Genomic DNA, 19999 nt, shown 5'->3' on the forward strand with positions numbered 1-19999 from the left:
AATTAAATTTTTTCTAGAAATTGGATGACTTCTAGATCATCTCGCGTTCGAGCGAAAGGGGGCAAACTCTGCCACATTTTTTTTCCATAAGCTTTATCAATAATTCTTGTATCGCATATCACAAGAGCTCCTTTATCACACTCGTCACGTATTAATCGACCAGCGCCCTGTTTTAAAGTAATGACTGCATTAGGTAATTGATATTCCATAAAAGCATTCTTGCCACTTTGATTAATTTTATCAATTCTTGCAGCCAAGACAGGGTCCTCTGGGGAAAAAAATGGTAATTTATCTATTACCACCAATGACAAAGCGTCACCCTTCACATCTACACCCTCCCAAAAACTTAACGAGCCGATAAGAATAGCGTGACCGTGTTCTCTAAATTTATTTAAAAGATGATTTCTTGAACCATCGCCTTGAAGATAGATTGGATAATCTAATTGATCTGTTTCAATCTTATCTTGAAGGAGTGTAAATATTTCTCGCATAGATTTTAATGTCGTACATAAAATAAATGCTCTGCCTTTGCTTGCTTTAATAAAAGGATAGATCTGATTCACAACCGCAAAGTTGAAATTCTCATGATTGGCATCCGGCATTGTTTTGGGAACGAAGAGTAAAGCTTTTTCAGCGTAATTAAATGGGCTCTCTTTAGAAACCGAATCTGCATCTATCAGGCCGAGTTGGTTTTTGAAATGATCAAAATTATTTTTTACAGCGAGTGTTGCTGATGTAAAGACCCATGAAGTTGATTCATTATTAATATGTCTTGCAAACATATCAGCAATAGATAACGGCGTATTGTTCAACTGCAGGGACTGCGAATAAATTTCGATCCATTTAATTGAATTGTTATCTTTATCCTCAAGCCAATCATCAAAACTCTTAAGTATTTCATTCGCGCTATCAAAATACTTTTCAATCTCCGAATCCCGGTCTTTATGAAGAGTTAATAATTCAATTATTTTTTTGAGTTTTTCAACCAGATTTAGATAGCTGGATTCGAATTGACTAAAAGAGGAAATCTTTTGATAGGGATATCGATTAGATTCTCTTGGAAATACAAGTCTAAAATTTTTATTTGCTTTTTCTAAGTCATTTAAAATAGGTTCAAAATCTGAAACATCTTTCATATGTTTTAAATAAATCTGAAAACCATCTTGAACTATCTCGCTAATCTTACTTGTTGAAATATTTTTCCCAAAAAAAATAGAAGCAATATCAGGTATCTGATGTGCTTCATCAAAAATAACTGTTGTGGCTTTTGGAAGAAGTTCAGATATACCTTCCTCCTTCATATTAAGATCGGCAAAGAATAAATGGTGATTGACAATGGTAACATCCGCAGCCAATGCTTTTTTTCGAGCGCTCATGACAAAACACTCTTTATAAAAACTACACTCCTGACCCAAACAATTTTCTTTAGTAGAGGTTACTTGCGGCCATATAGATGAGCTTTCTGGAATAGTATCTAATTCAGCTCTGTCACCATCAATACTATGCTTTGCATGTTGGTTTACGAGATGTAAATGGGTGACATCTTCTTTGGTCATAAAAGCACCTTCAATCATGGCGTTTTCTAATCGCAAATGGCATAAATAATTTGATCTACCTTTGAGCATAGCTAAACTCACTGGGACCTTTAATGCGTCCCTAATCATAGGAATATCTTTAGTAAATAATTGATCCTGTAAATTTTTAGTTGCTGTAGAAATAATAATTTTGCCGCCAGAAAGAAATGCCGGGACAAGATACGCAAAAGTTTTACCAATGCCTGTTCCCGCTTCGACAATTAATTTTTTTTTATGTGTAATCGCTTTGTCAATTAAGATCGAGATATCGATCTGCTCTTGTCTCACTCGATAGCCATCAATGTTATGAGAAAGATCGCCTTTTTCGCTAAAAAATTCTTTGATAAATATTTCATTCATAATCATATGATTATCTCATGCAGATGAAACTCCGATTTCACAAACCCTCTATAAATGATAAAATCTCAGAAATTTACTCATTTTCAAACTATGAATTTCAAAGCTTTACTCATCTTTGTAGCGATCGCATTTTCTAGCCCGTCTTGGGCGGAAACTGATTCATTGAATTTAGATGCTTCAGACACAGCTTCACAATTGGAAGTATCGCCGTCAGCTGATCAGCAATGGAAAAGCGATATTGCCCTCATTATTGATAAAGCTTATGAGCTCACTGGTATTAAATATAAATTAGGGGGCTCAAGGCCAGAAACCGGTTTTGATTGCAGTCAATTTGTAAAATATGTCTTTGAGCAGGCTTTAAATCTTAGCCTTCCTCCAAGCGCCAGATCCCTCAGTAAGATGGGTGAAACAATTAAATTTGAAGACTTGCAACCAGGTGATCTTGTATTCTTTAATACACGAAAATCTAGGTTCTCTCATGTCGGTATCTATGTAGGAAATAATGAATTTATTCATGCGCCACGAACAGGCAAAACTATTCGTGTTGAAAGCCTTACAAAAAACTACTGGCTTAAAAGATTTAATGGCGCAACAAGAGTTGACCCAGAAGAAACGCTTTAAAGCTCGCTATGTCCGAGATTTTTCTTTGGGTTAATGTTGTCCCTTATCAACTTTTTAATATCCTTGATATCAAGAAATCCTCCAAAATCTGATCTGGAATAGATCTTTTCTTTATCTAAGAAAATGTCAAAAATACCGCCCGATTTAGGGGTTAAGGTAACAGATAAAATTTCATCCTGAAAAGTCGTCAGTATTTCCTGCATCATCCATGAAGCTCGGGGAAGCCAGCCACATTGCGTACAAAATTGAATTTCGATTTGATGTGTTTTAGATTTAGTTCCCATAGTTCAAAGTTATTCTTAAAATATATTTATTAAAGGCTATTGATATAAGCCAAACAAAAAGACAGAATGCTTTATTATTAATTAATTAATGCTTAATAGCTTATTACGAAAGTCATTCATGCGCTCAAAATTCGAAAAATTTACCCTCATAGCCTGTGGCGCTATGATCGGTGTTCTGATCAGTTTGAATTTACCCGTCTTTGCGGATAAAGCTGAAAAAAACAATCTCCCCATTGATGAACTTAGAACTTTTGCCGAAGTTTTTGGCAAGATTAAATCTGATTACGTAGAGCCAGTAGAAGACAAAAAGCTTATCAACGAAGCACTTAATGGCATGCTTACCGGCCTTGATCCTCATTCTTCTTTTTTAAATACCGAAGACTTTAAAGATTTAAATCAAGCAACCCAAGGTGAGTTTGGTGGTCTTGGAATTGAAGTTGGTATGGAAGATGGTTTTGTAAAAGTTATCTCGCCTATCGAAGATAGTCCAGCTTACAAAGCAGGATTAAAGAGTGGTGACCTCATTATGAAATTAGATGAAACGTCTACAAAAGGTTTAACACTGAATGACTCGGTTAAAAAAATGCGTGGCAAACCAGGTAGTAGTATTGTTCTTACCGTATTAAGAAAAGGTGAAACCAAACCCTTAATTTTTAATTTAGTGCGCGCCGTCATCAAGTCACAAAGCGTTAAGGGAAAGCTTGCTGAACCGAATTATGCATACGTTCGCGTCGCTCAATTCCAAGAGCATACAGGTGAAGATTTAGCGAAGCTCCTAAAAAATCTTCGTCAACAAAATAAAGTTCCTTTAAAAGGTATATTGCTTGATCTTAGAAATAATCCAGGTGGTTTATTAAATGCTGCGGTTGGCGTCTCTGCTGCTTTCTTGCCTAAGGGTGATTTGGTTGTTTATACAGAAGGTCGTGCGCAAGATTCAAAAATGCATCTTACTGCAACCCCTGAGAATTATCTTAAAGGTAGCGGCAAAGATGATTACCTTAAAGACTTTCCGGAAGATATTAGATCAACGCCTATGGCAGTTTTAGTGAATAACGGATCTGCATCTGCATCTGAAATTGTGGCAGGCGCTCTCCAAGATCACAAGAGAGCCTTGATTGTCGGCATGCAAAGTTTTGGTAAAGGGTCTGTACAAAGTATTCTGCCTATGAATAACGGCACTGCAATTAAGATGACAACAGCAAGATACTTCACCCCTAAAGGAAGATCAATTCAGGCTAAAGGTATTGTGCCTGACATCATCGTTGATGATGGAAGTGATCCTTCATTTATGACTAAAGAAGCGGATCTCACAAATCATCTTTCAAATCCAAAAGATGCTGATGCAAACGTCGCTCCCAAAGATAAAGATAGTAAGCCTATAACTTCTCCAGTCAAAAAATCTGAAGAGGATAAAAAGAAGACCTCTGATGCTCCCTCAGGCCCTATTGAGCCAGGAAGTAAAGCGGATAAGCAATTCCAAGAAGCAATGAATATTCTCAAAGGCCTTCAGATTATTCAAAATAAATGATTGATGATCTTATCGTTGAGTTTGATAAGGGCCTGAAGGTTTTATTTACTAAACCTAAAGGCTCAAGACCGAGACCTGACCTTCACATTAAAGAAACTGAATTAACCCCGGACGAAAAAAAACGTACGATCGAATTGATGCGCGTTAATCATGCAGGTGAAGTTTGCGCTCAAGCTTTATATAGCGGACAACTTCTTTTCAATTCACATGGTGAAGGTGCCGAGTCTTTAAAGAAAGCATCCAAAGAAGAAATCGATCACCTTGATTGGTGTAATTCTAGAATCCACGAATTAGGAGGCAAAACAAGCCTTCTCAATCCTTTATGGTATACAGGCTCTTTTTTAATAGGCTCTTTAGCAAGCGCCTTAGGTGAAAAATATAACTTAGGATTCTTAGCTGAAACAGAACGACAAGTAGCTCAACATTTAACAGGTCATTTAAAGAAAATTTCTAAAAAAGATCTTAAGACGAATAAAATACTAGAAGTTATGGCGGATGACGAAGAACAACATGCAATCAAGGCAAAAGAACTAGGTGGCGCTGAATTGCCCCGTCAGGTCAAAAAAGCTATGTCATTAACATCAAAAATGATGACAACACTTTCGGCAAAAATTTAATCGATGCAGAAATTTAATGACATTTTATTAACGCTCGACAAATCAGATCACATTGATCGTATCGAAATTTATAAAAATAATGTTTTGATAGGTGCTATCGAAAATAAACCAGGAAGCCAAGGCTCCGTAAAAGTCTATCAACATCTCTGGAAAATTTTTGGCGCTATTACCCTTGATGCAGCAATTGAAGGTCTTGATTTATATTCAGAACATACTGTAGATGCTCAAAAAAATCCTGGCAAACATCCAAATATTGATCGTCTTCTTACCGTTATGGAAAATGAAGAGCCACTTGATTTAAAAATCATTAAAAATTAATTGAGCAGTTAGATGTCTTCTTTAATTTCGAAATCGTGTGTAATTTGCACCGACTTAGACAGCATAATGGATGCTGAACAATATTTTTCAGCTGATAATTTAATTGCGCGCTCAACTTGATCTTTATCCAAGCCCTTACCTTTTAGAACAAAATGAATGTGAATCTTAGTAAAAACTTTAGGTATTGTCTCAGCCCTTTCAGCTTCAATTTCAGCATAACAATCACTAATAGCTTGTCTTGATTTCTTAAGGATCGTGACCACATCAAATGATGTGCATCCACCCATGCCGATAAGCAACATCTCCATAGGGCGCATCCCCAGTTTTCTACCGCCCAATTCTTCGGGACCATCAAGAATCACTGAATGATTAGACTCAGACTCGCCTATGAAACATACATTTTCAATCCATTTGACTCTAGCTTTCATTACTTAACTCCGAGTAACTCAACATCAAAAATTAAAGTAGCATTCGGGGGAATAACACCACCAGCGCCGCGCGAGCCATAGCCCATATCTGGAGGAATGATGAGCGTTCTTTTGCCATGAATTTTCATGCCATCCACACCATCATCCCAACCTCGAATCACTTGACCACCCCCTAAATTAAATACGAAAGGGTCATTGCGATCTAGTGAGCTATCAAATTTTTTTCCCTTGCCATCTTTCTGATTTGGGTCATATAACCAACCTGAGTAATGCACTGTCACAGCAAGGCCTTTTTCGGCTTGTCGCCCATTGCCTAAAACAGTATCTTTAATAACTAATGTAGTAATATTTTTTTCCAATTTAATTTCCTTTTGTGAGATTTGTGACTCAGCAGACGCTAAGTCAATATTAAATAAAATAACACTAAAAACTAAAATAAATTTAAACACGTTCGTATGTCGCATATTAACATTCCCTTAAGTTTAGTTAAGATAGGTCCATTCAATGAGATCATCTTGTATTTTAGATGATTCATTTGCTTTAGGATCATTCGCCATAAATACAAAAACTTTTACATCGTTATTTTTATCAAAAATATATCCTGCGATAGCACTAACACTTTGGATGCTACCGGTTTTTAAATAAGCACGCTTTGCGACTGATAATTTTTTTCCTCTATTTTTCAAAGTACCATCAATACCTATATTTGGAAGCGATGATATAAATTCAGGCATATAAACGTTACTGTATGCTTTTTCTAATAAGAAACCTAAATCTCCTGCATTTATTTTTGCATTTCTTGAAAGCCCTGCGCCATTATCCATTTCAAGAGAGTCCAGTTTCAATTTTTCTTTCATTAAAGACTCTTTCGTAAACCTTCCGGCCTCATTTTCAGTGATTGGATTACCATTATTTTCTGCGAGTATGGTGAGCAATAAATTTCTGGCACTCAGATTTTGGCTATATTTATTTATATCTCTCACAACAAGACTTAAAGGCTTTGATTGATGCTCATAGATCTTATGTGTGTCAGTAAAATTTTGATATGTATTTTTAAACTCGCCCTCAATAACTCCTCCATGTATCTTCCAAATTTTTTCAAATAGATCTTTAGATAATCGATTACCGCTTAATATTGATAAATTGATATCCTTACTTTCGCATGCTTTATCGAAGCTACCATTAAATCTAATTTCTGATAAATTAGATTTTGTTTCTACCTCGTAACCAAGAGTATCCTTCCATTCTTTGCAGTCCTGGTCTGTAAGTTTTAAATGGTTAATGACTTTTAATGTTGGAATTTCAGGAAAGGTTTGTATATTAATTTTTTCATTACTTATCGAAAAATTAAAATTGATTGTATTTTCGTTAACTACAAAAGATTTTGGATTTACGTTATAAGCACGATATTTTTTATCGTCAATAAGTTCTTGATTTTTTAGTTCGCCAAAAAAGCTTTCATCAAAAATAATATTACCGTGAATATACTTAATGTCTTTTTGTTGAACTTTTTCAATAATTTCATAAAAATCTGCATAAGTAAGAGTAGGATCGCCATAACCTTTAATAATGAGATCGCCGTATAGATGTTTATTTTTTATATTGCCTTTATAAAGCACTTCCGTCTTCCATTGATACTGAGGGCCTAAAAGCTGAAGCCCGGCGTATGTCGAAACTAACTTCATCACCGAGGCTGGATTGAATGCCTTTTGTTCGTTATAACTAAAAATTTTTTCTCGTTTAGAGATATTTTTAATGTAAAGCGAGTAATTACCTTTTGAAAGTTCTGAGCGATTCAATATTTTATTGATTGCATCAATATCCGAATCTGCAAATACCGGATTTATCCATAAGAGAAATATAAGAAATAGTATTCGCATATTTATATGGATGACTGAATAACTTCAAGAGTAGTATCAATCATAAAATTTATTTCATCATGATTGATAACATAAGGTGGCATGAAATAAATAGTATGGCCTATCGGCCTTATTAAAAGACCACGATTAATGGCTTTTGAACTTATTTTTTTAATTATCTTTTTTGTAGCTCCATCAAGATCAAATGCCCATATCATTCCTATATTTCTTAAATTAGAAATTGGCAATATTGATAGAGACTTCATGCGCTCTGAAATATAAGCTGAGGTTTTACTATTTTGATTAATCACATCATGATTTTCAAAATAATTTATTGTGCCTAACGCAGCACTGCATGCGAGTGGATTTCCAGTGTAGCTATGCGAGTGTAGAAAGCCTTTTTCTATCTTATCCTCGTAAAAAGCCATATAAACGTTATCGGTGGTTAGCACGGCTGACAAGGGAAGGAAGCCGCCGGTTAATCCTTTTGAAAGACAAATAAAATCAGGCTTTATATTAGCATGTTCAAATGCAAACATCTTTCCCGTTCTTCCGAACCCCACTGCAATCTCATCATCAATCAGATGAATATGATATTGCGTACAAAGATCTCTAGCTTTTGCTAAATAAATGGAGTGGTACATTCCCATCCCAGTTGCACATTGCACAAGGGGCTCCAATATAAAAGCGGCTATATATTGATGATTATCTTGAAAATATCTTTCCAAGTCTTGAATACATCTTAATGCGAAGGATTCTGCTGTTTCTCCTTTATCTGCATATCGCCAATCCGGCGTTTTGATAGGATTATTTTTTTTTATTAATGAAGCATAGTTTTTACGAAAAAGTTTAATATCTGTCACAGACAAGGCGCCGAGCGTTTCACCATGGTAGCTATTCTGTAAATAAATTATTTTATTCTTCTTTGGTTGACCTTTATTCTTCCAATAATGCACACTCATCTTAATAGCAATTTCAATCGCATTAGACCCGTCGCTACCGTAAAAAGCATGGCCTAGATTTGTGAGATGACTTAATTTTTCAGAAAGTTTTATGGCTGGTTCATGAGTTAAACCTGCGAGCATGACGTGCTCAACAAGGTCGAGTTGGTCTGTAATATATTTTTTAATTTCGCTTTGATTGTGGCCGAATAAATTGACCCACCAAGAGCTAGTTGCATCTAAATATTTTTTATCATCATAGTCAAATAGCCAAACACCTTCTCCGCGCTTAATAGGGATAATAGATTGACTCTGTTGAATTTTCATTTGTGTACATGGGTTCCACAAACTTTTTAAGCTTCTATCGATGAAATTTTGATTCCTCATATGTCAAGGCGCTGGGTTCATGTGGGTGAGATGAATGATTTCAATTTCACCTAACAACTCTTTAGAGAGACTTATGTTATACGCTTCAATGTTTTCTTTCAGTTGATCAAGCGATGTGGCGCCTATGATGGTTGATGTAACAAACCACTGATGATAAGCAAAAGCTAAGGCCATCTCAGTTAAGGTCATGCCATGTTTCAGTGCTAATGCTTCATATGCTTTAACAGCAGGAAATACGTTAGGCTTATCATATCTTTGAGCAAACCCTTTAAATAGAGTCACGCGACCTCTTGCATCAATATCGTTTAAATACTTTCCGGTGAGATGTCCGAACGCCAAGGGTGAATAGGTTAGGAAGCCAATCTTTTCTCGATATAAAATTTCTGTCATACCAAACTCCAACCCTCTATTGATGAGGTTGTAACAATTCTGAATGGAAGCTATGAGAGGTAATTTCTTTTCTTTTGCAATACGAATAAATTCCATCGCACCCCAAGATTGCTCATTAGATATGCCGATATATTTAATCTTACCTTCTTGCACAAGTCTATTTAATGCTTCTAGTTGTTCATGAATGGGCACCCACTCTTTTAATTTTGAGCCTTCCATTTCGGCACTAGGATCAAATTTATACTGACCAAACATTGGCACATTTCTTTCAGGCCAATGGAGTTGATATAAATCGATATAATCTGTTTGAAGTCTTTTTAAAGAGCCCTCCACTGCCTCACGTAAATTTTTTTCATCGAAAGCTTTAGGTCCGTTGCGAATCCAATTGAGCGCTCTTCTTGGACCTGCAGCTTTAGTTGCTAAAACAATATCTTCCCTTTTTTGTTTTTTTAACCAATGACCTACGATTGTTTCGGTTGCCGTAAAAGTATTTTCTTTAGGAGGAACGGGATACATTTCAGCCGTATCAATAAAATTAATACCATGTGATACCGCCCAATCAAGTTGTAAAAATGCCTCGGACTCCGTGTTTTGTTCGCCAAAGGTCATGGTGCCCAAGGTAATCGGTGAAATAAGCAAATCCGACTGTCCTAGCTTTCGATAATTTTTCTTTTCTATGTAATAGCTCATATAAAAATAATGTTTAAATTCAGATATTTAACGAAATAACACTTGAAATTTTAGACTTTCGTCCCTATTATTAGCACTCTATGACATTGAGTGCTAATCACTCATGTTTTCGATTTTGATTAATTTTCAAAGAATACACTATTAGGAGAATATGAAATGAAAATTCGCCCTTTACATGACCGCGTAATTGTAAAGCGTCTTGAAGAAGAACGTACAACAGCATCAGGCATTGTTATCCCTGACAGCGCAACAGAAAAACCAGACCAAGGCACAGTTCAAGCCGTAGGTAATGGAAAAATTCTCGAAGATGGCAGTGTTAAAAAACTAGACGTCAAAGTAGGCGACAAAGTTTTATTTGGAAAATACGCTGGCCAAGCCGTTAAAGTTGACGGTGAAGAGTTACTTGTGATGCGTGAAGAAGACATCATGGGCATTGTTGAATAAAGCCTTAAACATTCATTCATAAATATTTTGGAGAAATAAAAATGGCAGCAAAAGACGTAAGATTTGGTGACGACGTTCGCCAAAAGATGATTACCGGTGTAAATATTTTAGCGAACGCAGTGAAAGTTACACTTGGCCCTAAAGGAAGAAATGTTGTTTTAGAGCGTTCATTCGGCGCACCTACAATTACTAAAGATGGTGTATCAGTCGCAAAAGAAATCGAACTTAAAGATAAGTTTGAAAATATGGGCGCGCAAATGGTTAAAGAAGTTGCATCTAAAACCTCTGATATTGCAGGTGACGGAACAACCACTGCAACTGTATTAGCCCAAGCTATTATTCGCGAAGGTATGAAATCAGTCGCAGCGGGTATGAACCCTATGGATCTTAAAAGAGGTATCGACAAAGCTGTTGAAGGCGGCGTTGCTGAACTTAAAAAATTAAGTAAACCATGTACAACAAGCAAGGAAATTGCTCAAGTAGGCTCCATCTCTGCCAACTCTGATCACTCGATTGGACAAATCATTGCAGACGCAATGGACAAGGTAGGCAAAGAAGGTGTGATCACTGTAGAAGATGGATCAGGCTTAACAAATGAGCTTGACGTTGTAGAAGGTATGCAATTCGATCGTGGATATCTTTCACCTTACTTTATTAATAATGCAGATCGTCAAATTGCATTATTAGAAAATCCATATGTTTTATTGCATGACAAAAAAATCTCTAACATTAGAGATCTTCTTCCAGCTCTTGAGCAAGTAGCTAAATCAAGCCGCCCTCTCCTTATTATCGCTGAAGATATCGAAGGAGAAGCGCTTGCAACTTTAGTGGTCAATAACATTCGCGGCATCTTAAAAACTGTTGCAGTTAAAGCCCCTGGTTTTGGTGATAGAAGAAAAGCAATGCTTGAAGATATTGCAATTCTTACCGGTGGCACAGTAATTTCGGATGAAGTAGGTCTGAAATTAGAAACAATTAAGATTGAAGATTTAGGTCAAGCAAAAAGAATTGAAGTGGGCAAAGAAAATACCATCATCATCGATGGCACGGGTGACGAAAAAAATATTAAGTCACGTATTGCCCAAATCAAAACACAAATCGAAGAAGCGACAAGTGATTACGACAAAGAAAAACTTCAAGAACGTGTTGCAAAACTCGCAGGTGGGGTTGCTGTAATTAAAGTAGGTGCAACGACTGAAATTGAAATGAAAGAAAAGAAAGCGCGTGTTGAAGATGCTCTTCATGCAACAAGAGCAGCTGTTGAAGAAGGTATCGTAGCTGGTGGTGGCGTTGCTTTAATTAGAGCTCGTGATGCGATTGCTAAAGTCAAAGGTGAAAATGCAGACCAAGAAGCAGGTATTCGAATCGTACTTCGTGCTGTTGAAGAGCCTTTAAGACAAATCGTTGCAAATGCTGGCGTAGAACCATCAGTAGTAGTTAACAACGTAGTGGCTGGTAAAGGTAACTATGGTTTTAACGCTGCAAATGAAACTTATGGCGATATGGTTGAGATGGGTGTTTTAGATCCAACTAAAGTTACTCGCTCTGCATTACAACATGCAGCATCTATCGCAGGTCTCATGTTAACAACTGACTGTATGGTAGCTGAACTACCTAAAGATGACGCTCCAGCAATGGGCGGAGGCGATATGGGTGGCATGGGTGGCATGGGTGGCATGGGTGGCATGATGTAACTCATAAGCATCAATAAGAAAAGGCCTCGTAGGAGGTCTTTTTTTTAATCTTTTTTTTATCTTCCAATAATTTAGGATAGCATTACACCTCATGAATGCATCTCTACCCAATCAAAATCAATTCATAGATCTAAATGAGAAACAAATTGAAGCTGTCACGCTTCAAAATGAATCTGCACTCATTTTAGCTGGTGCGGGAAGTGGCAAAACCAAAGTACTAACTTCCAGAATTTCATGGCTCATCCAAACGAATGTGGTGAGTCCCTTTGGACTTATTGCTGTGACATTTACCAATAAAGCTGCAAAAGAAATGCTACAAAGAATCACCATGCAGCTTCCCATTAATACACGAGGTATGTGGGTAGGTACATTCCATGGTTTATGCAATCGATTTCTTAAAACACACGCAAGAGATGCAGATTTGCCTGATACATTTCAGATTCTAGATAGCCAGGACCAGTTATCACTCATCAAGAGAACTATGAAAACCATGAATGTTGATGATGAAACTTATGCGCCAAAACAAGTGCAACACTATATTAATGGATGTAAAGATGAAGGACTGAGAGCTGCTCATGTAGATACTTATGATACGCATTCAAAAAAATTAAATGAAATATATCTTGAATATGAAAAGCAATGTCAGAAAGAAGGCTTGGTTGATTTTGGTGAATTACTTTTAAGATGCTATGAGCTTTTTGAAAAAAATGTGGCGATACGTCAGCATTATCAAGATCGATTTAAACATATTCTGATTGATGAATTTCAAGACACAAGCGAGCTTCAATATAAGTGGTTAAAACTTCTTGCGGGCAATAGCAGTTTTGTATTTGCCGTAGGAGATGATGATCAATCTATTTATAGTTTTAGAGGTGCAAGAGTTGGAAACATGAAAGATATGGAAAGAGATTTTCATGTCAAACAAATTATTAAGCTCGAACAAAACTACAGGTCCAAAAGTAATATCCTCAATACAGCAAATGCCATCATTGATCACAATAAAAATCGATTAGGCAAGAACTTATGGACATCAGCCGGAGAAGGCGACCCTATTAGAATCTATACTGGCCATACTGATATTGATGAAGCTAAATTTATAGTAGATGAAATTAAAATGCTTCATAGAGAAGGCATCTCTCTTAATCATATTGCTATTCTTTATAGAAGCAATGCTCAGTCTCGTGTTCTCGAGCATAATATTTTTTCATCTAACCTACCTTATCGCGTCTATGGTGGTTTACGTTTCTTCGAACGTGCCGAAATTAAACATGCCATCGCTTATCTAAGACTTATTGCAAATAAAAATGATGACAGTGCATTTTTGAGAATTGTAAATTTTCCAACGCGTGGCATTGGAAGTCGATCATTAGAAAGCCTTCAAGATATTTCTAGGCGTGATGGTTGTAGTTTATGGCATGCCGCACAGAAAACATCAAATCAAGCGTCTGCAATTAAAAAAGGTCTGCCTTATTTTATCTATCTCATAAAACATATTGAAAATGGTTTTGAAGGGCTTACTCTTCCTCAAATGATTGATCTTATTATCAATGAATCAGGACTTAAAGATCACTATACCAATGAAAAAGATGGTCTGGACAGAGTATCTAACTTAAATGAATTAGTTTCTGCTGCCGCAACCTTTCTAAATAATGACAATAATGAATCTTCAAACCCACTTGGAGATTTTTTAAATTATTCTTCTTTAGAAAGTGGTGATATGCAAGCCAGTGAAGGTGCAGATGCTATCCAGCTCATGACGATTCACTCATCTAAAGGCTTGGAATTTGACGTAGTATTTATTTCTGGTCTTGAAGAAGGCTTATGTCCTCATGAGCAGAGTTTGTTCGAATCCAAAGGTCTTGAAGAGGAAAGAAGGCTTATGTATGTTGCTGTAACAAGAGCTCGTTCAAAATTATATTTAAGTTATGCGCTATCAAGAATGCTTCATGGCCAAACAAGATATGGAATGCCTTCAAGATTTTTAGAAGAGATTCCTGAGAGTCTTGTTAAAAACATTAATACTATTAGTTTTAAAAATAATGTGGATCAAATTGAGGAGAATTACTCGCAACCTAGTCAGCAGAAGCATACTTGGCGAATTGGTGAATCTGTCATGCATGAAAAATTTGGCCAAGGAACGGTTCTAGGTTATGAAGGCAATTCGGACGACTTAAGAATTCAAATTAAATTTAATAAAGCAGGCACAAAATGGCTTGCCATGGAATACGCAAAACTTTTTAAACGCTAATAGCTTTTAGCTGACTTAAAAATATCACGGTAACTGATATACTGAAATGCAAACATCACAGATGTAATTACAAGTAGTGCAAAGAAAATAATTGCGCCCATCAATGAAGGTCCGATCGAAGGAAAGAACGAAGCTAGAGACCCAATCAACAATCCACAAGACAACATAAATAATATCGCTGTTGTTGAAAAAATAAGCCATGAAAGGCCTAATGGGGCAATATACATTAAGCATCCCGCGATACTTGATTTAATCGACTTAAAGAGTGAATAGTGGTTATAAACGATTAGCATAGGTGAAAACCAGGTCGCCATAAGCAATGGAAGCAACAGTAGAATTAATTTTCCTATCATCGGTACAAAATTATTAATCACGCTAACTAACTCATTATTGTTTTCTGATAATTTAATAAATTCTTGCATTTCAGAATTTAAAACCATCGTGACTAGGCCAGCATAAGTTAAGCAGATCAGACCAAGTGTTAACAATGTAACTAGCTTGGGTTTAATTTTTTCATATACTGCTAAAAATTTTTCAGCCTTATTCTTGTCATGAATCTTATAGAAATTCACTGCAAAAACTAAAAATATTGGCCAAATTAAAATAGATGCAATTGAAAAAACTTGAACTATGGGCATTGAAGGCAAAAGCATAAAAATAAAGAGATATGCTAGGCTCAGCATCAATGATTGATTCGGTGTTTTTTTAAAGAGCACAAAACTTTCTTTATTCCAACGAATAGAATCTCGGAATGTAATTTTTTTCATATTAATTAACCTTAAAATTTATTCACTAATACGTTGCTTTAAAATTTTCTTAAAATGATTGGGGTCCTTCGTGTAAGTAAGTTCACCCTCTTCTGCATGATAGAAATCATTAAGCCTAGAAACCCAAAATCTAAGAGACGCTAATCTCAAAATATTATTCCAAGCTTGATTTTCATCATCATTAAATGATCTTATCTTTTTGTAGGCAACTAAGAAAGCATTCAACCTAACCTTATCAAAAGAACCATCATCATTCACACACCAATCATTCACAGCAATTGCTACATCTAAAATAATAAAATCTGTACATGCATAATAGAAGTCTATAAAGCCTGTTACCTCATCATTTAAAAATAACACGTTATCCCTAAATAAGTCTCCATGAATTGTGGATTTAGGGAGTTTATAATTTTGTTTTTCTTGGTAAAGAATTTCTTCTTTTAGTAATTGGTTCTCATCTTGAGGTAACAGATTAAATAAAGAGTCAGCAGTTTTTTTGATCCAGTTGAGATCTCTTGTATTTTGATGTTGGGACTCAAAATTGGCTGATTTTACATGGAGTTCTGCCAAGCTTTTACCTACAGCTGCGCAATGATTGACTTCGGGTTTTGAGAGTTCTTTCCCTTTTAAGCATGTCACAATTAATGCAGGTTTATTTTTTAAAATACTTAAAGCTGTACCATTTTTCTTGAAAATTGGCTTGGGACATAAAAACGAATAACCTGCTAAATGAGCCATAAGATCTACAAAATAAGGTAGGTCTTCTATCGTATTTTTTTCGAAGAGTGTTAGTACAAAACGATCATGCGCTGTCATCAAAAAATAGTTGGTATTCGTGATACCAGATTTAATGCCTTGATAATCGGTAAGATCACCCAAAGCATAATCTTGAAGCCAAATTTTTAATTCTTCAATATTAACTGATGTATAGACAGACATAAAAAAAAGGGCCTAAAAGCCCTTTCAAAAAAATTTAGAATCTAAATATTACCCATTTAGGCACAGTCACAGGCTGACTTGGGCCGTCATATTTTGCCCAACCACCATTTTGATCTTCCTTCAACAAATAATATGCAGGTCCGCCAGCAGGGGGGGTGACTTTCATCATATAAAGCTCGCCATTAATGCGGTATTCCTCAACGGTATCCTCACCTTTTTTAGTGATAGTAATTTGAGGCTCTTCCACAATATCACTTTCAAAATTCTTTGGTGGCGGCTTCACTTCCTCTAATGGCTCGAGCTTTTTTTCAGCTATGGCATTTAAACTTATGAGGGCAGTTGCTAACAAGAAAGCTTTAATTGTATTTTGTATCATCATAGACAAGATTCTAGCAAAAAACCTATAGATGGTATGGTTTATTTGATAATTTATAAGTAAAGCTGAGCTTTTCGTTCCGCTGGCGTTAACGTAAAACCAATAGATTCATAATGATTAAATATTGCATCCACAATCTCTTTGGGCTGCTCAAGAATTTGAATCAAATCCAAGTCTTTTTCTTGAGCCATCCCCTCTTTTACAATTTTATCTTTTAACCAAACTAGCAAACCAGACCAGAACTCCTTACCGACTAAAATAATAGGGATTTTTCTTGATTTACCGGTTTGAATAAGAGTAATCACTTCCATTAATTCATCCAAAGTTCCAAATCCACCAGGTAAAACCACGTATGCTGAAGCATACTTAATAAACATGACTTTACGCATAAAGAAATATTTAAAATTAATTGAAATGTCTTGGTATTCATTTGGCTTTTGTTCGTGAGGTAAGTTGATATTAAAGCCAATACTAGGCCCCTTGCCTAAAGAAGCTCCTTTATTAACTGCTTCCATGAGACCAGGACCGCCGCCAGAAATGACGCTAAATCCGGCATTGGATAGCGCTTCTGATATATCAACGGTGAGTTTGTAGTAGGGATTGTCTTCACTGACCCTAGCACTGCCAAACATAGACACGGCAGGCGTTATTTTTTTAAGTTTCTCGGTAGCGCCAACAAATTCTGACATAATTTCAAATGCGTACCAGGATTCGCTTTCGTTATGAGTTTCATCAAATAATTCTGGGCCATTAAATTTAGGTATCTTTTTATCTGCTGACATAAAAACTTTCAAAATTAAATAATGAAAACACTATTATTGGTCGATGGCTCTTCTTATCTCTATCGGGCATTTCACGGATTGCCAGATCTTAGAAACAGTCGCCAAGAACCTACTGGGGCTATTTACGGCGTTTTAAATATGCTCCGAAAACTTCATAAAGAGTTTCCTTCAGATTATAGCGCTTGCGTTTTTGATGCAAAAGGAAAAACTTTCAGAAATGATCTGTACCCTGAGTATAAAGCTAATCGCTCGGCGATGCCTGACGATTTAAGAGCTCAAATCCAACCGCTTCATGAAGCAATTACAGCGATGGGCTGGCCTATTATTATTCAAGAAGGTGTTGAAGCTGATGATGTAATTGGCACATTATGCAAAGAAGCTACCCAACATCAATTTAATGTTGTCGTTTCTACAGGTGATAAGGACTTAGCTCAGCTTGTAAATGACCATGTCACTTTAATTAATACGATGACGAACGAAAAACTCGATATCGAAGGCGTCAAAAATAAATTTGGGTTGATGCCGAATCAAATTATTGATTATCTAACACTTATTGGAGACACCTCAGATAACGTGCCCGGTGTTGAAAAGGTAGGTCCTAAAACTGCATTGAAATGGCTTAATGAATATCAAACGCTCGACAATATCGTAACGCATGCTTCTCAATTCTCAGGGGTAGTCGGTGAAAATTTAAGAAAAGCACTCGATTGGATTCCTAAGGCTAAAGATCTAATTACGATTCGATGTGATTTAGATATCGATAAAAATTGGGATAATTTAAAAGCTAAAACACAAGACTTATCCGCGTTAGAAAATTTATACCAAAGGTTTGAATTTAAGAATTGGCTTAATGAAATTAAAGAAGATAGCCCCCAGATAATCTCATCAAGTAAAAGTGATGAAGAAAAAGTATCCATTAAATCACCAAGTCATTTTATTTCTAAAATTAAATATGACACAATATTTGAAGAAACTTTATTACATGCATGGCTAGAAAAAATTAAAGAAAAAAAATATGTTTGTGTCGACACGGAAACAAACTCTCTTGACCCAATGCAAGCAAAAATTGTAGGTATATCTATGGCAGTGACTCCAGGGGAAGCAGCCTACATTCCTTTGGCACATGATTATCCTGGAGCCCCTCAACAGTTATCACTTAATGCTGTATTAAATTTATTGAAGCCCATTTTAGAAGATGAAAAGATCAAGAAAATTGGGCAAAACTTAAAGTACGATGCGCATGTTTTTTTAAACCACGATATATGTCTTAAAGGTATTAAGCACGATACGATGCTACAAAGCTATGTGACAGAAAGTCATCAAAGTCATGGCATGGATAATTTAAGCTTGAGGCATCTAGGACATACCTGTGTAAGTTACGAAGAAGTTGCAGGCAAAGGTGTAAATCAACTTAGATTTAATGAAGTCGATATTGATGTGGCATCTCATTATTCATCTGAAGATGCCGATATTACTTTGCAATTAAATCAATTTTTTAATCCTGTAATTGAAAATGATGCGCCACTAAAATTCATTTATGAAAGCATTGAAATGCCCACCGCAGAAGTGCTTTTAAAGATTGAAAGAAATGGTGTGCTTATAGATGACAAAAAATTAAATGAGCAAAGCCATGAAATTGGAAAAAAAATTCTGCTACTTGAAGAGGAGGCTTACCAATTAGCGGGACAACCTTTCAACCTCGCATCACCTAAACAATTACAAGATATTTTATTTATCAAATTAGGTATTAAGTCTTTAAAAAAAACACCTTCAGGAGCTCCCTCTACTGACGAAGACGTCTTGCAAGAATTAGCTCTTGACTATCCTTTGCCTAAACTTCTTCTTGAGCATCGCAGTCTGTCTAAACTCAAATCAACTTACACAGATAAATTACCAAAAATGATTAATCCTAATACTGGGCGCATTCATACCAGCTACAACCAAGCAGTGGCAATTACAGGACGTCTTGCAAGTTCAGATCCTAATTTGCAAAATATCCCTATCAGAACATTAGAAGGTAGAAAAATAAGAGAAGCATTTATTGCAAACAAAGGATCATCAATTTTATCTGCAGACTATTCACAAATCGAACTGAGAATTATGGCTCACTTATCTCAAGACAAAAGATTACTTGATGCATTTAAGAATAATGAGGATATACATAAATCTACGGCAGCTGAAATCTTTGGGTGTGATCTGAATAGTGTTTCTAATGAACAAAGACGTTATGCCAAAGTCATTAATTTTGGTTTGATCTATGGAATGAGTGTTTTTGGTTTATCGAAATCACTCGGCATTGAACGCAGCGCTGCTGCAAATTACATAGAAACTTATTTTGCCCGATATCCTGGTGTTAAAAAATACATGGAAAATGCAAAATTATTTGCTAAAGATAAAGGTTATGTAGAGACACTTTTTGGAAGGCGATTATGGATTCCAGAAATTAATGGTTCGAATGGTATTAGAAGAGCTGCGGCAGAAAGAGCAGCGATTAATGCTCCTATGCAAGGCACTGCAGCCGACCTCATTAAATTAGCAATGATTGCCGTTGATCAATGGCTGTCTCAAAATGCACACTTAAAAACAAAAATGATTATGCAAGTACACGATGAGCTTGTGTTTGAAGTACCCCAAAATGAAATTGAAATATTACAAAAAGAATTGCCTCGACTAATGGAGGGTGTTGCAAAACTAGATATTCCTCTTATCGTCGATATTGGTGTTGGACTGAACTGGGATGCGGCACATTAAA

At 36.0% G+C, this 19999-nt stretch carries 19 protein-coding genes; 8 read left to right on the top strand and 11 right to left on the bottom strand.

Annotated features, from left to right (window positions below):
• Positions 1 to 2: 2 nt before the first annotated feature.
• Entirely contained in the window at positions 3 to 1934 is a 1932-nt protein-coding gene (locus tag FIT61_RS05490; protein WP_187351788.1) for a DNA repair helicase YoaA, read from the bottom strand.
• 90 nt (positions 1935 to 2024) lie between these two features.
• Between FIT61_RS05490 and FIT61_RS05495 the strand changes: the two genes are divergently transcribed.
• Complete coding sequence (locus FIT61_RS05495) at positions 2025 to 2555, top strand: C40 family peptidase (RefSeq protein ID WP_139883726.1); 531 nt, start codon at positions 2025 to 2027, stop codon at positions 2553 to 2555.
• On the opposite strand, the gene FIT61_RS05500 is transcribed toward FIT61_RS05495, so the two are convergent.
• Positions 2552 to 2839: an Rdx family protein gene (locus FIT61_RS05500; protein WP_139883727.1), complete on the bottom strand. Its 288-nt coding sequence runs from the start codon at positions 2837 to 2839 to the stop codon at positions 2552 to 2554. The two genes, FIT61_RS05495 and FIT61_RS05500, sit on opposite strands and share 4 nt — an antisense overlap.
• A gap of 118 nt (positions 2840 to 2957) precedes the next feature.
• Between FIT61_RS05500 and FIT61_RS05505 the strand changes: the two genes are divergently transcribed.
• Genes FIT61_RS05505 through FIT61_RS05515 form a run of 3 tightly spaced genes read left to right on the top strand, consistent with a single transcriptional unit; the run spans position 2958 to position 5302 of the window.
• Positions 2958 to 4367: a S41 family peptidase gene (locus tag FIT61_RS05505; protein WP_139883728.1), complete on the top strand. Its 1410-nt coding sequence runs from the start codon at positions 2958 to 2960 to the stop codon at positions 4365 to 4367.
• Positions 4364 to 4984: a 2-polyprenyl-3-methyl-6-methoxy-1,4-benzoquinone monooxygenase gene (gene coq7, locus FIT61_RS05510; protein ID WP_139883729.1), complete on the top strand. Its 621-nt coding sequence runs from the start codon at positions 4364 to 4366 to the stop codon at positions 4982 to 4984. The genes FIT61_RS05505 and coq7 overlap by 4 nt, the downstream gene beginning before the upstream one ends.
• 3 nt (positions 4985 to 4987) lie before the next feature.
• Complete coding sequence (locus FIT61_RS05515) at positions 4988 to 5302, top strand: DUF2322 family protein (RefSeq protein ID WP_139883730.1); 315 nt, start codon at positions 4988 to 4990, stop codon at positions 5300 to 5302.
• 8 nt (positions 5303 to 5310) lie between these two features.
• On the opposite strand, the gene FIT61_RS05520 is transcribed toward FIT61_RS05515, so the two are convergent.
• From FIT61_RS05520 to FIT61_RS05540, 5 genes are all read right to left on the bottom strand, one after another.
• Complete coding sequence (locus FIT61_RS05520; RefSeq protein ID WP_139873790.1) at positions 5311 to 5730, bottom strand: OsmC family protein; 420 nt, start codon at positions 5728 to 5730, stop codon at positions 5311 to 5313.
• Positions 5730 to 6194 carry an FKBP-type peptidyl-prolyl cis-trans isomerase gene (locus FIT61_RS05525; protein WP_187351789.1) on the bottom strand — a complete coding sequence of 155 codons (465 nt, stop codon included), beginning with the start codon at positions 6192 to 6194 and terminating at the stop codon, positions 5730 to 5732. Before FIT61_RS05525 ends, FIT61_RS05520 begins: the two co-directional genes overlap by 1 nt.
• An 18-nt stretch (positions 6195 to 6212) precedes the next feature.
• Entirely contained in the window at positions 6213 to 7610 is a 1398-nt protein-coding gene (gene dacB / locus FIT61_RS05530; protein WP_139883731.1) for a D-alanyl-D-alanine carboxypeptidase/D-alanyl-D-alanine endopeptidase, read from the bottom strand.
• Between the two features lie 2 nt (positions 7611 to 7612).
• Entirely contained in the window at positions 7613 to 8857 is a 1245-nt protein-coding gene (gene bioA / locus FIT61_RS05535) for an adenosylmethionine--8-amino-7-oxononanoate transaminase (RefSeq protein ID WP_478210056.1), read from the bottom strand.
• Between the two features lie 63 nt (positions 8858 to 8920).
• Positions 8921 to 9997, bottom strand: coding sequence for an aldo/keto reductase (locus FIT61_RS05540; RefSeq protein WP_139883734.1), 1077 nt, complete (start codon positions 9995 to 9997; stop codon positions 8921 to 8923).
• 156 nt (positions 9998 to 10153) lie between these two features.
• Between FIT61_RS05540 and FIT61_RS05545 the strand changes: the two genes are divergently transcribed.
• The 3 genes from FIT61_RS05545 (at position 10154) to FIT61_RS05555 (ending at position 14383) form a co-directional block, all read left to right on the top strand.
• Positions 10154 to 10441 (top strand): co-chaperone GroES, encoded by a 288-nt coding sequence (locus FIT61_RS05545; RefSeq protein ID WP_139873794.1) that lies wholly within the window; start codon positions 10154 to 10156, stop codon positions 10439 to 10441.
• A 41-nt stretch (positions 10442 to 10482) separates the two neighbouring features.
• Positions 10483 to 12135, top strand: coding sequence for a chaperonin GroEL (gene groL, locus FIT61_RS05550; RefSeq protein WP_139873795.1), 1653 nt, complete (start codon positions 10483 to 10485; stop codon positions 12133 to 12135).
• A 91-nt stretch (positions 12136 to 12226) separates the two neighbouring features.
• Positions 12227 to 14383 (top strand): UvrD-helicase domain-containing protein, encoded by a 2157-nt coding sequence (locus FIT61_RS05555; protein ID WP_139883736.1) that lies wholly within the window; start codon positions 12227 to 12229, stop codon positions 14381 to 14383.
• Here FIT61_RS05555 and FIT61_RS05560 read toward each other — a convergent pair.
• From FIT61_RS05560 to FIT61_RS05575, 4 genes are read right to left on the bottom strand one after another with little or no spacing between them, the layout of a single operon-like run.
• Positions 14380 to 15150: a BPSS1780 family membrane protein gene (locus FIT61_RS05560; RefSeq protein ID WP_139883738.1), complete on the bottom strand. Its 771-nt coding sequence runs from the start codon at positions 15148 to 15150 to the stop codon at positions 14380 to 14382. The two genes, FIT61_RS05555 and FIT61_RS05560, sit on opposite strands and share 4 nt — an antisense overlap.
• Before the next feature lie 18 nt (positions 15151 to 15168).
• Entirely contained in the window at positions 15169 to 16089 is a 921-nt protein-coding gene (locus FIT61_RS05565; RefSeq protein ID WP_139883740.1) for a homoserine kinase, read from the bottom strand.
• 34 nt (positions 16090 to 16123) lie between these two features.
• A complete protein-coding gene (locus FIT61_RS05570) occupies positions 16124 to 16468 on the bottom strand; it encodes a DUF2782 domain-containing protein (protein ID WP_139873799.1) in 345 nt (114 codons plus the stop codon).
• 50 nt (positions 16469 to 16518) lie between these two features.
• Positions 16519 to 17247, bottom strand: coding sequence for an LOG family protein (locus FIT61_RS05575; protein WP_139883742.1), 729 nt, complete (start codon positions 17245 to 17247; stop codon positions 16519 to 16521).
• Between the two features lie 21 nt (positions 17248 to 17268).
• On the opposite strand from FIT61_RS05575, the gene polA reads away from it, so the two are divergent.
• Positions 17269 to 19998 (top strand): DNA polymerase I, encoded by a 2730-nt coding sequence (gene polA, locus FIT61_RS05580; protein ID WP_139883744.1) that lies wholly within the window; start codon positions 17269 to 17271, stop codon positions 19996 to 19998.
• Position 19999 lies beyond the last annotated feature (1 nt).

The organism is Candidatus Methylopumilus rimovensis, from assembly GCF_006364615.1.
Lineage (GTDB): Bacteria > Pseudomonadota > Gammaproteobacteria > Burkholderiales > Methylophilaceae > Methylopumilus > Methylopumilus rimovensis.

Excerpts from the sequence above, each read along its gene's own strand:
- FIT61_RS05490 (WP_187351788.1), bottom strand. The coding sequence starts at position 1,934 with ATGAATGAAATATTTATCAAAGAATTTTTTAGCGAAAAAGGCGATCTT.
- FIT61_RS05495 (WP_139883726.1), top strand. The coding sequence starts at position 2,025 with ATGAATTTCAAAGCTTTACTCATCTTTGTAGCGATCGCATTTTCTAGC.
- FIT61_RS05500 (WP_139883727.1), bottom strand. The coding sequence starts at position 2,839 with ATGGGAACTAAATCTAAAACACATCAAATCGAAATTCAATTTTGTACG.
- FIT61_RS05505 (WP_139883728.1), top strand. The coding sequence starts at position 2,958 with ATGCGCTCAAAATTCGAAAAATTTACCCTCATAGCCTGTGGCGCTATG.
- coq7 (WP_139883729.1), top strand. The coding sequence starts at position 4,364 with ATGATTGATGATCTTATCGTTGAGTTTGATAAGGGCCTGAAGGTTTTA.
- FIT61_RS05515 (WP_139883730.1), top strand. The coding sequence starts at position 4,988 with ATGCAGAAATTTAATGACATTTTATTAACGCTCGACAAATCAGATCAC.
- FIT61_RS05520 (WP_139873790.1), bottom strand. The coding sequence starts at position 5,730 with ATGAAAGCTAGAGTCAAATGGATTGAAAATGTATGTTTCATAGGCGAG.
- FIT61_RS05525 (WP_187351789.1), bottom strand. The coding sequence starts at position 6,194 with ATGCGACATACGAACGTGTTTAAATTTATTTTAGTTTTTAGTGTTATT.
- dacB (WP_139883731.1), bottom strand. The coding sequence starts at position 7,610 with ATGCGAATACTATTTCTTATATTTCTCTTATGGATAAATCCGGTATTT.
- bioA (WP_478210056.1), bottom strand. The coding sequence starts at position 8,857 with ATGAAAATTCAACAGAGTCAATCTATTATCCCTATTAAGCGCGGAGAA.
- FIT61_RS05540 (WP_139883734.1), bottom strand. The coding sequence starts at position 9,997 with ATGAGCTATTACATAGAAAAGAAAAATTATCGAAAGCTAGGACAGTCG.
- FIT61_RS05545 (WP_139873794.1), top strand. The coding sequence starts at position 10,154 with ATGAAAATTCGCCCTTTACATGACCGCGTAATTGTAAAGCGTCTTGAA.
- groL (WP_139873795.1), top strand. The coding sequence starts at position 10,483 with ATGGCAGCAAAAGACGTAAGATTTGGTGACGACGTTCGCCAAAAGATG.
- FIT61_RS05555 (WP_139883736.1), top strand. The coding sequence starts at position 12,227 with ATGAATGCATCTCTACCCAATCAAAATCAATTCATAGATCTAAATGAG.
- FIT61_RS05560 (WP_139883738.1), bottom strand. The coding sequence starts at position 15,150 with ATGAAAAAAATTACATTCCGAGATTCTATTCGTTGGAATAAAGAAAGT.
- FIT61_RS05565 (WP_139883740.1), bottom strand. The coding sequence starts at position 16,089 with ATGTCTGTCTATACATCAGTTAATATTGAAGAATTAAAAATTTGGCTT.
- FIT61_RS05570 (WP_139873799.1), bottom strand. The coding sequence starts at position 16,468 with ATGATGATACAAAATACAATTAAAGCTTTCTTGTTAGCAACTGCCCTC.
- FIT61_RS05575 (WP_139883742.1), bottom strand. The coding sequence starts at position 17,247 with ATGTCAGCAGATAAAAAGATACCTAAATTTAATGGCCCAGAATTATTT.
- polA (WP_139883744.1), top strand. The coding sequence starts at position 17,269 with ATGAAAACACTATTATTGGTCGATGGCTCTTCTTATCTCTATCGGGCA.